Source organism: Pseudomonas sp. McL0111 (assembly GCF_052567255.1).
Map to the genome: position 1 here is coordinate 3551891 of NZ_CP199585.1, position 14274 is coordinate 3566164.

A 14274-nucleotide genomic window follows, 5' to 3' on the forward strand; every position below is an offset into this window, starting at 1 on the left:
TTGGCGATACAGCCTGCCGACTAATTATTTCAAGACGTCATCCGTTCTCATTGGTGAATGGTTTCGGGTGCAAGAGCCCCGGCCAGACGTATTCCCAAGCCTTGCGTGGTCGGCACAGACCGCGCCCTGCATGCCCCCGAACGGGCGTGACGCAGCAACCCGATTCCACTAGCAAGCCGAATTCAGGCAGGAAACCTCATGACCGACGCGTTCGAACTCCCCAGCACTCTGGTCCAAGCCCTCCAGCGCCGCGCGGCCCTGACGCCGGATCGGCTGGCTCTGCGTTTTCTCGCGGAAACCGAGGAACAGGCTGTGGTGCTCAGTTATCGCGAACTGGACCAGCGCGCACGGACCATTGCTGCTGCGTTGCAAGCCCAGGCCGGATTCGGCGATCGCGCTGTCCTGTTGTTCCCCAGCGGACCGGATTACGTCGCGGCGTTCTTTGGTTGCCTGTACGCGGGCGTGATCGCGGTGCCGGCCTATCCGCCGGAGTCGGCTCGTCGTCATCATCAGGAACGTCTGCTGTCGATCATTGCCGACGCCGAACCCAAGCTGCTGCTGACCAGCGCCGACCTGCGCGACGCCTTGCAGCAGATCGAAGGCGCGCCGCCGTTGCTGTGCGTCGATACGCTCGACAGCGCATTGGCCGAGCGCTGGGTTGAACCGACGCTGCCGCAAGATCACATCGCCTTCCTGCAATACACCTCGGGCTCCACCGCGCTGCCGAAAGGCGTGCAGGTCAGCCACGGCAATCTGGTGGCCAACGAACTGTTGATCCGCCACGGTTTCGGCATTGATGTAAACCCGGACGACGTGATCGTCAGTTGGTTGCCGCTGTACCACGACATGGGGTTGATCGGCGGTTTGCTGCAACCGATTTTCAGTGGCGTGCCGTGCATTCTGATGTCGCCGGCGTACTTCCTCGGTCGGCCATTGCGCTGGCTCGAAGCAATCAGCCAATACGGCGGCACCATCAGCGGCGGCCCGGACTTCGCCTACCGCTTGTGCAGTGAGCGAGTCAGCGAGTCGGCGCTTGAGCGACTCGACCTGAGCCGTTGGCGCGTGGCCTATTCCGGCTCCGAACCGATTCGCCTCGACAGCCTCGAACGTTTCGCCGAGAAATTCGCCGCCAGCGGCTTCAGCGACAGCAGTTTCATGGCCTCCTACGGTCTGGCCGAAGCGACCTTGTTCGTCGCCGGCACGCCGCGTGGCACCGGTATTCCTTCATTGCGCGTGAACGACCAGGCGCTGATGCAAAACCGAGCCGAGCCGGGCGAGGGCAGCCCGATCATGAGTTGTGGTATCAGCCAGCCGGATCACGCGGTGCTGATCGTCGAACCAAACACACTGCAAGAACTCGCCGACAATTCGGTCGGTGAAGTCTGGGCTGCCGGGCCGAGCATCGCCCTCGGCTATTGGCGCAACCCCGAGGCCAGTGCCAAGACCTTCGTCCAACATGCCGGTCGTACCTGGCTGCGCACTGGCGATTTGGGCTTTATGCGCAACGGTGAACTGTTCATCACCGGACGCCTGAAAGACATGCTGATCGTCCGTGGTCACAACCTCTACCCGCAGGACATCGAGCAAACCGTCGAGCGCGAAGTCGAGGTGGTGCGCAAGGGCCGCGTTGCGGCGTTCGCGGTCAGTCACAATGGCGAAGAAGGCATCGGCATTGCTGCGGAAATCAGCCGCAGCGTGCAGAAAATCCTCCCGCCGGAGGCACTGATCAAAGCGATCCGCCAAGCCGTAGCCGAGGCCTGTCAGGAAGCGCCGAGCGTGGTGGTGTTGCTCAACCCCGGCGCGCTGCCGAAGACTTCCAGCGGCAAGCTGCAACGTTCGGCCTGCCGTAATCGTCTGGCGGATGGCAGCCTCGACAGCTACGCGCTGTTCCCGTCGATGGACGCGGCAAGTGCCGAATCGACGATTGAAGTGACTGAGCTTGAAGCACTGATCGGCAAGATCTGGGCCGAGCAACTTAACGTGAAAACCGTCGCTGCCGATGATCATTTCTTCCTGCTCGGCGGCAACTCCATCGCCGCCACTCAAGTAATCGCCCGGGTGCGTGAAGAGCTGGGGCTGGAGCTGAACCTGCGTCTGTTGTTCGAAGCGCCAACCCTGTGCGCATTCGCTGCGGCGGTGGCGCAACAGCAACAGGACGGCGGCAGCGCCCAAGGCGAAATCACCGCTCTGTCGCGTAATGAACCCATGCCGCAATCGCTGGCACAAAACCGTTTGTGGATCACCTGGCAACTCGATCCGCAAAGCAGCGCCTACAACATTCCTGGTGCTTTGCGTCTGCGCGGTGAACTGGACGAAGACGCACTGCGCGCAAGCTTCCAGCAACTGATCGAGCGCCACGAATCCTTGCGTACACGCTTCTTCGAACGCGACGGCGTAGCACTGCAACAAGTCGATGCGGCGGGTGAATTCAACCTGCAACTGATCGACATCAGCGACCTGCCGGCCGCCGAGCGTGAGGCCCGCGCACAACAAATCCGCGAAGACGAAGCCCGCACCCAGTTCGATCTGGAAAAGGGCCCGCTGCTGTGGGTGACGCTGGTCCGCCTCGACGATGAGGATCACCAGTTGCTGGTGACGATGCACCACATCATCGCCGATGGCTGGTCGCTGAACGTGTTGATCGACGAGTTCTCGCGGCTGTATGCCGCCGCGTCCCAAGGTCAGCGAGCAGAACTCGCTGTGTTGCCGACGCAATACGCCGATTACGGCAGTTGGCAGCGTCAGTGGCTGGCGCAAGGCGAGGGCGAGCGTCAGTTGGCTTATTGGAAAAACCAGTTGGGTGATGAGCATCCGACGCTGGAACTGGCCGCCGATCACCCACGCTCTGCCAAACAAACCCACAGCGCTGCGCGCCACACGGTGCGTCTGGGCGTGAGCTTAAGCGATGCAATCCGTCAGACCGCGCAAGCCCATGAATCGACCTCGTTCATGTTGTTGCTCTCGGCATTGCAGAGCCTGTTGCACCGCTACAGCGGTCAGCGTGATATCCGCATCGGCGTGCCCAATGCCAACCGTCCGCGCCTGGAAACCCAGGGCCTGATCGGCTTCTTTATCAACACCCAAGTGCTGCGTGCGCAGATTGATTCGCGCCAGCCTTTCAGCGAACTTCTGGCGCAGACTCGCCAAGCCGCATTCGGCGCGCAGGCGAATCAGGATCTGCCGTTCGAACAACTGCTCGAAGCGTTTCCGCAGGCTCGCGAACAAGGTCTGTTCCAGGTCATGTTCAACCACCAGCAACGTGACTTGAACGCGCTCAAGCGTCTGCCGGGTCTGCTCGCCGAAGAGCTGCCGTGGCACAGCCGCGAAGCCAAGTTCGACCTGCAATTGCACAGTGAAGAAGATCGAAACGGCCGTCTTACCTTGTCCTTCGACTACGCCAGCGAACTGTTCGACGGCGCGACCATCGCGCGTCTGGCCGAGCACTTCACCAACCTGCTGCGTGAAGTCTGCGAACGCCCGCAACAAGCCATCGGTGATCTGCAATTGCTCACCGTCAGCGAGCACGCTCAGCAGAACGACTGGAGCATCGCGCCGTGCGACCCGGCACAACAATGGCTGCCGGAACTGCTCAACGAACAGGCACGCCTGACCCCGGAACGCACCGCGCTGGTGTGGGAGGGCGGCAGCCTCGATTTCGCCGAACTGCATGCGCAAGCCAACCGCCTCGCGCATTACCTGCGCGACAAAGGTGTCGGCCCGGACGTGTGCGTGGCCATTGCCGCCGAGCGTTCTCCGCAACTGCTGATCGGCCTGCTGGCAATCATCAAGGCCGGTGGCGCTTACGTGCCGCTGGACCCGGATTACCCGGCTGATCGTCTGGCCTACATGCTCAGCGACAGCGGCGTCGAATTGCTGTTGACCCAGACCTCGCTGCTTGACCGTTTGCCGGCCAGCGCAGGCGTCAGTGTTATCGCCATGGACGCTCTGCATCTGGAAAACTGGCCGAGTCAGGCGCCGGGTCTGCATCTGCACGGCGACAACCTCGCCTATGTGATTTACACCTCTGGTTCCACCGGTCAGCCAAAAGGCGTCGGCAACACCCACGCAGCGCTGGCCGAACGTCTGCAATGGATGCAGAACAGCTATCGCCTGAACGACAGCGACGTGCTGATGCAAAAGGCGCCGATCAGTTTTGACGTGTCGGTGTGGGAATGCTTCTGGCCGCTGATGACCGGGGCGCGCCTGCTGATTGCAGCTCCCGGCGAACACCGTGATCCGCACCGAATTGCGCAACTGGTTCAAGAGTACGGCGTGACCACGCTGCACTTCGTACCGCCGCTGCTTTCGTTGTTCATCGACGAACCGCTGAGCGCTGAATGCACCAGCCTGCGCCGGGTATTCTCCGGTGGCGAAGCGTTGCCTGCCGAACTTCGCAACCGTGTATTGGCACAACTGCCAGCGGTGCAACTGCACAACCGTTACGGCCCGACCGAAACCGCGATCAACGTCACCCATTGGCATTGCACCACCGCCGATGGTGAGCGTTCGCCGATTGGCCGGCCGCTGGGCAATGTGGTGTGCCGCGTGCTCGACGCCGATCTCAATCCAGTTCCGGCGGGTGTGCCGGGCGAACTGTGCATCAGCGGTATCGGTCTGGCCCGGGGTTACCTCGGTCGTCCGTCGCTGACGGCCGAACGTTTCGTGGTCGATCCGCTGGGTGAAAACGGTGCGCGTCTGTATCGCACTGGCGACCGCGCACGCTGGACTGCCGATGGCGTGATCGAATACCTCGGTCGTCTCGATCAGCAGGTAAAACTTCGCGGCTTCCGCGTTGAACCGGAAGAAATCGAAGCGCGTCTGCTGGCGCAGGACGGCGTCGCCCAAGCCGTGGTGCTGGTGCGCGAAACCGCCGCTGGCGCACAGCTGATCGGCTACTTCACCGCACTCGATGCCAGCGAAGATCAGGACGCGCAAAGCGCTCGTCTGAAACTCGCGCTGGCCGCCGAACTGCCGGAATACATGGTCCCGGCGCAACTGATGCGCCTCGATGCCATGCCGCTGAGCCCGAGCGGCAAACTCGACCGCCGCGCCTTGCCCGAGCCACAGTGGCAGGTGCGCGAGCACGTCGAACCGGTCACCGAGCTGGAGCAGCAAATCGCCGCGATCTGGCGCGAAGTGTTGGGCCTGACGCAAGTCGGTCTGCGCGACGACTTCTTCGCCCTCGGCGGGCACTCGCTGCTGGCCACGCAAATCATTTCCCGCACCCGTCAGGCCTGCGACGTCGAGTTGCCGCTGCGTGCCTTGTTCGAACACAGCGAGCTGGGCGATTTCGCCGAGCAGATTCGTCTGATCCAGGCCAGCGGTCGCACCAACAAACAGCCACCGATCGACAAGGTCGACCGTAGCCAACCGGTGCCGTTGTCCTATTCCCAGCAACGGATGTGGTTCCTCTGGCAGATGGAGCCCGACAGCCCGGCGTACAACGTCGGTGGCATGGCGCGCCTGCGTGGTGTGTTGCATGTCGAGCATTTCGAGGCGGCGTTGCAAGCGCTGATCCTGCGTCACGAAACCCTGCGCACCACGTTCCCGAGCAACGACGGCGTGGCCCGTCAGCAAGTGCATGCGGAAACCGGCGTGCGCATGGGCTGGAAGGATTTGTCGAAACTCGCCGCTGACCTGCGTGAGCAAAAGGTCCAGCAACTGGCTGATGAAGAAGCGCATCAGCCGTTCGATCTGGAAACCGGTCCGCTGCTGCGCGCCTGTCTGGTCAAGACCGCCGAGCACGAGCACTACTTTGTCCTGACCCTGCACCACATCGTCACTGAAGGTTGGGCGATGGATATCTTCGCTCGCGAACTCAGTGCGTTGTACGAAGCATTCGTCGATGACCGCGATTCGCCGCTGGAACCGCTGCCGGTGCAATACCTCGATTACAGCGTCTGGCAGCGCAACTGGCTGGAGTCCGGCGAGCGTCAGCGTCAGCTCGATTACTGGACCGCGCAACTCGGCCGCGAACATCCGCTGCTGGAACTGCCGGGCGACCGTCCGCGTCCTCCGGTGCAAAGCCATCAGGGCGAACTGTTCCGCTTCGATCTGAGCGACGACCTCGCGGCTCGCGTTCGTGCGTTCAATGCGCAAAACGGTCTGACCCTGTTCATGACCATGACCGCCGCGTTGTCCGTGCTGCTTTACCGCTACAGCGGTCAGACCGATCTGCGCATCGGCGCGCCGGTGGCCAACCGTATCCGCCCGGAAAGCGAAGGGCTGATCGGCGCGTTCCTCAATACCCAGGTGCTGCGTTGCCAGCTCGACGGGATGATGTCGGTCGGTGAATTATTCGAGCAGGTGCGTCACACCGTGATCGAAGGCCAGTCGCATCAGGACTTGCCGTTCGATCATCTGGTTGAAGCCTTGCAGCCGCCACGCAGCGCCGCCTACAACCCGCTGTTCCAGGTGATGTGCAACGTGCAGCGCTGGGAATTCCAGCAGAGCCGCATGCTTGCCGGCATGACCGTCGAGTATCTGGCCAACGATGCGCGGGCGACCAAGTTCGACCTGAATCTGGAAGTCACCGACCTCGACCATCGCCTCGGTTGCTGCCTGACGTACAGCACCGATCTGTTCGATGAACCGACCATTGCGCGCATGGCTGGGCACTGGCGCAACTTGCTGGAAGCGCTGATCGCCGATCCGCAACAGCGCCTCAGCGAACTGCCGCTGCTGGATGCGCCGGAGCAACAACAACTGCTCGCCAGCCTCGGTGAGGAACCGGGCGAACATCGCCTTGATCAGTGCATCCATCACCTGTTCGCCGAACAGGCGCTGCTGCGCAAAGACGCGCCAGCGCTGACCTTCGCCGGGCAGACGCTGAGCTACGCCGAACTTGATGCCCGCGCCAATCGTCTGGCCTGGGTGCTGCGCGAGCGTGGGGTCGGGCCGCAAGTGCGGGTCGGTCTGGCGCTGGAGCGTTCGCTGGAAATGGTCATCGGCCTGTTGGCGATCCTCAAGGCTGGCGGTGCTTATGTGCCGCTGGACCCGGAATATCCGCTCGACCGTCTGCATTACATGATCGAAGACAGCCGTATCGGCCTGCTGCTCAGTGATCGTGCGATGTTTGAAACCCTTGGCGATTTGCCGCCGAGCGTGGCGCGCTGGTGCCTGGAAGAGGACAGCGCTGCGCTGGCCAATTACCCGGCGACCGAGCTGCCATTTATCAGTCTGCCGCAGCATCAGGCATACCTGATTTACACCTCGGGTTCGACCGGTAAGCCGAAAGGCGTGGTGGTCTCCCACGGCGAAATCGCCATGCATTGCCAGGCAGTGATCGAGCGTTTCGGCATGCGCCCGGACGACTGTGAACTGCACTTCTATTCGATCAACTTCGACGCCGCCACCGAGCGTCTGCTGGTGCCATTGCTCAGCGGTGCGCAGGTTGTTTTGCGTGCGCAAGGTCAGTGGGATGCCGAGGAAATCTGCGGACTGATCCGTACTCATCGGATCAATGTGCTGGGTTTCACCCCGAGTTATGGCAGCCAGTTGGCGCAATTCCTCGCGACGCAAAACGACACTCTGCCGGTACGGATGATCATCACCGGTGGCGAAGCACTGACCGGCGAACACCTGACGCGGATTCGTGCAGCGTTCAAACCGAGCCTGTTCTTCAACGCCTACGGCCCGACCGAAACCGTGGTCATGCCGCTCGCCAGTCTGGCGCCGGAAATGCTGGAAGAGGGCGCCGCCAGCGTGCCAATCGGCAGCGTGATCGGTGCGCGTGTTGCGTACATTCTCGACGCCGATCTGGCGCTGGTGCCGCAAGGCGCGACCGGTGAGTTGTTCGTCGGCGGCGCCGGTCTGGCGCAGGCCTATCACGACCGCGCCGGCATCACCGCCGAACGATTCGTCGCAGACCCATTCGCTGCCGACGGTGGCCGCATGTACCGCACCGGCGACCTCGTGCGGCAACGCGCCGATGGTCTGGTGGAGTACCTCGGGCGGATCGACCATCAGGTGAAAATCCGTGGTTTCCGTATCGAACTCGGCGAGATTGAAACGTGCTTGCTCGATCACCACTCGATCCGCGAAGCGGTGGTGCTGGCCCTTGATGCGCCAAGCGGCAAACAACTGGTCGGCTATCTGGTGAGCGACGTTGCCGAACAAGGCGAGGCTGAACAGGCTTCACTGCGCGAAGCGCTTAAAGCACACCTGAAGACGCGACTGCCGGACTACATGGTGCCGACGCACCTGATCCTGCTGGCGAGCATGCCGCTGACTGCCAACGGCAAACTCGACCGTCGCGCTTTGCCGGCGCCGGACCCGGAGCTCAACCGTCAGCACTACGTGGCACCGAGCAACGAGATGGAACTGACGCTGGCGCAGATCTGGTGTGAAGTGCTCAACGTCGAACAGGTCGGTCTCAATGACAACTTCTTCGAGTTGGGCGGTGACTCGATTCTGTCGATTCAAGTTGTCAGCCGTGCGCGGCAGCAGGGTATTCATTTCAGCCCGCGTGACCTGTTCCAGCATCAAACCGTGCAGACGCTTGCTGCCGTGGCCAGCCGCACTGAATCGGTCACAGCCGAACAAGGTCTGGTGGCAGGTGATTCGCGTCTGACGCCGATTCAGCACTGGTTCTTCGACACTGAAATTCCTCAGCGTCAGCACTGGAACCAGGCGTTGCTGCTGGAGCCGACCGTCGCGCTTGAACCGCATCGTCTGGAGCAAGCGTTGCTCGCGGTGATTGAACAGCATGATGCCTTGCGCCTGCGTTTCAATGAGGTGAACGGGCAATGGCAAGCGGCGCACCAACCGGTGTCTGAGGTTGCCGTGCTGTGGCAAGTGCAGGTGTCGTCGATGGACAAGTGCGCGGCATTGTTCGCCGATGCCCAGCGCAGTCTTGATCTGCAAGACGGACCGTTGGTGCGTGCCTTGCTGGTCGATGGCCCGGAGGCTCAGCAACGACTGTTTATCGCGATTCACCACTTGGTGGTGGATGGCGTGTCGTGGCGCGTGCTGCTCGATGATTTGCAAACCGTGTACCGCCAACTCGACGCTGACCAAGCGGTGAAACTGCCGGCGAAAACCAGCGCCTTCAAGGACTGGGCCGCACGTTTGCAGGCGTATGCCGGCAGCGAATCCCTGCGTGAAGAATTGAGCTGGTGGCAGACCCAACTGGCCGGGCCGAATGCTGAGCTGCCTTGCGAAAACCCGCAGGGTGGACAGCAAAATCGTCACGCGCAAACCGTCAGCGTGCGCCTCGATGCCGAGCGCACCCGGCAACTGCTGCAACAGGCGCCAAGTGCTTATCGCACGCAGGTCAACGATCTGCTGCTGACGGCGTTGGCCCGCGTGCTGTGCCGCTGGAGCGGTCAGCCATCAGCGCTGATTCAAATCGAGGGCCACGGTCGCGAAACCCTGTTCGACGAGATCGATCTGACCCGCACCGTGGGCTGGTTCACCAGCGCCTATCCATTACGCCTGACTCCGCACAACATCGAAGAAGCCGCCGGGCAGGGCGCTTCGATCAAGGCGATCAAGGAGCAACTGCGCGACGTGCCGCACAAAGGCCTGGGCTATGGCGTGCTGCGTTATCTGGCGGATGACCTTAGCCAGCGAAGCATGGGTGCACTGCCGAATGCGCCGGTCACCTTCAACTACCTCGGCCAGTTCGACCAGAGTTTCGGCAGCGATGCGCTGTTCCGTCCGTTGGACGAACCGGTCGGTGCCGCTCACGATCCGCAGGCACCGTTGCCGAACGAATTGAGTGTCGACAGTCAGGTGTATGGCGGTGAACTGCTGCTGCGCTGGACCTTCAGCGCCGAGCGTTACGACGCGCAAACCATCAACGAACTGGCCGACGCTTACCTCGGCGAACTGCAAAGTCTGATCGAGCATTGCCTGCAAGACGAGGCGGGTGGCCTGACGCCGTCGGACTTCCCGCTGGCCAGACTGACCCAATCGCAGCTCGACGCCTTGCCGGTACCGGCGGCACACATTGAGGATGTTTACCCGCTGACGCCGATGCAGGAAGGCATGTTGCTGCACACCTTGCTCGAACCGGGCACCGGCCTTTACTACATGCAGGATCGCTACCGCATCAACAGCGAACTCGACCCCGAGCGTTTCGCTCAGGCCTGGCAAGCGGTGGTGGCGCGTCACGAAGCGTTGCGGGCATCGTTCTGCTGGAACGTCGGCGAAGACATGCTGCAAGTGATTCACACGCCGGGGCGCACGCCCATCGAATTCCTCGACTGGAGCGCCATCGCCGAAACCGAGCAAGAGCCGAAGCTGCAAGCACTGCTGAAAAGCGAGCGCGAGGCCGGGTTCGATCTGCTCAATCAGGCACCGTTCCACCTGCGTCTGATCAAGGTCGGCGCGGAGCGTTACTGGTTCATGATGAGCAACCACCACATCCTTATCGATGCGTGGTGCCGCTCGCTGCTGATGAACGATTTCTTTGAAATCTACACCGCCCTCGGTGAAGGCCGCGAAGCGCAGTTGGCCGTGCCGCCGCGCTACCGCGATTACATCGGCTGGCTGCAACGCCAGAGCCTGGCCGAAGCGCGCCAGTGGTGGCAGCAGAGCCTGCAAGGTTTCGAGCGCACCACGCCGATCCCGAGCGACCGTCCGTTCCTGCGTGAGCATGCTGGCGAAAGCGGTGGCATGGTCGTCGGCGACCGATACACCCGACTGAGTGTCGAGGATGGCGCTCGTCTGCGTGAACTGGCGCAGGCCCATCAGTTGACCATCAACACCTTTGCGCAAGCCGCTTGGGCCTTGGTACTGCGGCGCATGAGCGGTGATCGCGACGTGCTGTTCGGTGTGACCGTGGCCGGGCGTCCGGTGGACATGCCGGAGATGCAACGCACCGTCGGCCTGTTCATCAACAGCATCGCGCTGCGGGTGAAAATGCCGGCGGACGATCAGCGTTCCAGCGTGCGTCAGTGGCTGAGCGGTTTGCTCGACAGCAACATGCAATTGCGCGAGTACGAATACCTGCCGCTGGTGAACATCCAGGAGCAAAGCGAACTGCCGAAAGGCCAGCCGCTGTTCGACAGTCTGTTCGTGTTCGAAAACGCCCCGGTGGAAGTCTCGGTACTGGACCGTGCGCAAAGCCTCAATGCCACCTCGGATTCCGGCCGGACCCACACCAACTTCCCGTTGACCGCAGTCTGCTACCCGGGCGATGACCTCGGTTTGCACCTCTCCTATGACCAGCGTTATTTCGACGAATCGACGGTCGAGCGCATGCTCGGCGAGTTCAAACGTCTGTTGCTGGCATTGGTCGACGGCTTCCATGGCGACATGGCCGATCTGCCTCTGCTCGGCCATGAAGAACAGGACTTCCTGCTGCACGGCTGCAACCAGAGCGAGCACGATTACCCGCTGGAGCAGAGTTACGTTTCGCTGTTCGAAGCGCAGGTCGCACAACATCCGCAGCGCATCGCCGCCAGTTGCCTCGATCAGCAACTGAGTTATCAGGCTCTCAACCACAACGCCAACCGTCTCGGCCATGCCTTGGTCGCAGCCGGGGTGCGGATGGATGAGCCAGTGGCTTTGCTCGCCGAACGCAACCTCGATCTGCTGGGCATGATCATCGGCAGCTTCAAGGCTGGCGCCGCGTATCTGCCGCTGGACCCGGGCCTGCCGAGTCAGCGTCTGCACCGCATCATCGAACTGAGTCGCACGCCGGTATTGGTTTGCAGCGAGGCTTGCCGGGTACAGGCACAGGCTCTGCTCGATGAGTTCAGCTGCGCCAACCGTCCGCGTCTGCTGGTCTGGGAACAAGTGCAGGCGTTGGCGACGTCGCAGGACAACCCGGGTATTCACAGTGGCCCGGACAATCTTGCGTATGTGATCTACACCTCGGGCTCCACCGGTTTACCCAAAGGCGTGATGGTCGAACAGCGCGGGATGCTCAATAACCAATTGAGCAAACTGCCGTACCTGAACCTGAGCAGCGCTGACGTAATCGCCCAGACCGCTTCGCAAAGCTTCGATATTTCGGTCTGGCAGTTCCTTGCCGCGCCGCTGTTCGGTGCGCGAGTGGACATTGTGCCGAACACCATCGCCCACGATCCGCAAGGTCTGCTGGTGCACGTGCAGGAGCAGGGCATCACCGTGCTGGAAAGCGTGCCGTCGCTGATCCAAGGCATGCTCGCTCAGGAACGTTTGAGCCTGGATGGCCTGCGCTGGATGCTGCCGACCGGTGAAGCGATGCCGCCAGAACTGGCGCATCAATGGCTGCTGCGTTATCCGGACATCGTTCTGGTCAACGCCTACGGCCCGGCGGAATGCTCGGATGACGTGGCATTCTTCCGCGTCGATCTGGCCTCGACTCGCGGCAGCTATTTGCCGATTGGTACGCCAACCGACAACAATTTGCTGTACCTGCTCGACGGTGCGCTGGAGTTGGTGCCGCTGGGCGCAGTCGGTGAGTTGTGCGTGGCCGGTACGGGCGTCGGTCGCGGTTATGTCAGCGATCCGTTGCGCACCGCGCTGGTGTTTGTACCGAACCCGTTCGGTGCGCCGGGCGAGCGCCTGTATCGCACCGGTGATTTGGCGCGGCGTCGCAGTGACGGCGTGCTGGAATATGTTGGCCGGGTCGATCATCAAGTGAAGATTCGCGGTTACCGGATCGAACTGGGTGAAATCGAAGCGCGTCTGCACGAACAACCGGAAGTCCGCGATGCGGCGGTCGGCGTGCAGGAAGGCGTCAATGGCAAGCACCTCGTCGGTTATCTGGTGGCTGCCGACTCCGCGCTTAATCCGGGCGAACGTCTGGAGCGGATCAAACAACGCCTGCGCGCTGAACTGCCGGAATACATGGTGCCGCTGCACTGGTTGTGGCTGCAGCAACTGCCGCTCAACGCCAACGGCAAACTGGATCGCAAGGCCTTGCCGGCGCTGGAGATCGGTCAGTTGCAGAGCCAGGATTATCTGGCGCCGCGCAATGAGCTGGAGCAGAACCTGGCGGATATCTGGGCCGAGGTGCTGAAGGTCGAGAAGGTCGGCGTGCGCGACAACTTCTTCGAACTGGGCGGTCATTCGTTGCTGGCCACGCAGATTGCGTCGCGGGTGCAGAAAACCCTGCAACGCGATGTACCGTTGCGGGCGATGTTCGAGTGCAGCACGGTGGAGGAACTGGCCGAGTACATTGAAGGGCTGGCGGCCAGTGATATTACCGAGGACAAGGTTGATCGGCTGAATGACCTGATGGCGGAGCTGGAGGGGCTTTAACTTTCTGCGGTCTTACTGGCCTCATCGCGGGCAAGCCCGCTCCCACAGGGTTATGGGGTGAACACAGAACCTGTGAACACCACCGACCACTGTGGGAGCGGGCTTGCCCGCGATGGCGTCAATGAAATCAGCAAAAATCACCCTGTACATCTGCGTACATTTCCAAGGTTGACGATCCACAACCGGCAGCTCAGTCTGCCGGTTGTGTTTTTCTCCCGAGAGGTGGTCGATGCCTTTACTCACGATTGACGGACAAGCGCTGCACTACACAGATCAAGGCACCGGCCCGGCCGTGTTGCTGGCTGGCAGTTATCTGTGGGATCAGGCCATGTGGGCACCCCAGATCGCCGCGCTGTCGGCGCATTACCGGGTGATCGCGCTGGATCTCTGGGGTCATGGCCAATCAGGGCCGCTACCCGAAGGCACCACATCACTCGACGACATTGCACGGCAGGCGCAAGCCTTGCTCGATCATCTGGAGATCGACCGGGTCACGCTGGTCGGTTTGTCGGTCGGCGGCATGTGGGGCGTGCGGCTGGTACTGTCGGCACCGCAACGAATCAACGGTCTGGTGCTGATGGACACCTATGTCGGTGTCGAGCCGGAACCGACTCGTCAGTATTACTTCTCGCTGTTCAAGCAGATCGAAGACAGTGGCGCGATCGTCGAGCCGCTGCTCGACATCGTGGTGCCGATTTTCTTCCGTCCGGGCATCGATCCGCAGTCGGCGCTGTATCAGGATTTTCGCGCGAACCTCGCGGCGCTGCCGTCCGAGCGCTTGCGCCAAAGCATCGTGCCGATGGGCCGGATAACGTTCAGTCGGGATGATTTGTTGCCGCGTCTGGGCGAATTGAACCCAGCGACCACGTTGGTGCTGTGTGGCGATCAGGACAAACCACGGCCACCGTCGGAAGCGCAGGAAATGGCTGAGCTGATCGGTTGCCCGTGCGTGCTGGTGCCGGAGGCGGGGCATATCTCCAGTCTGGAGAACCCGGAGTTTGTTACCGAGGTGTTGTTCACCTTTCTTAGCGAGCGCAACCGGATCACCGAGTAATCGTTCTTCGCGAGCAAGCTCGC

2 protein-coding genes are annotated in these 14274 nt (G+C 61.8%); both read left to right on the forward strand.

From position 1 onward, the window contains the following. The first annotated feature begins 198 nt into the window (after positions 1–198). Complete coding sequence (locus tag ACTWLJ_RS16245; RefSeq protein WP_445177555.1) at positions 199–13197, forward strand: non-ribosomal peptide synthetase; 12999 nt, start codon at positions 199–201, stop codon at positions 13195–13197. 229 nt (positions 13198–13426) lie between these two features. Continuing rightward, on the forward strand, positions 13427–14251 hold the full coding sequence (locus ACTWLJ_RS16250) for an alpha/beta fold hydrolase (RefSeq protein WP_445177556.1): 825 nt from the start codon (positions 13427–13429) through the stop codon (positions 14249–14251). Positions 14252–14274: the final 23 nt, after the last annotated feature.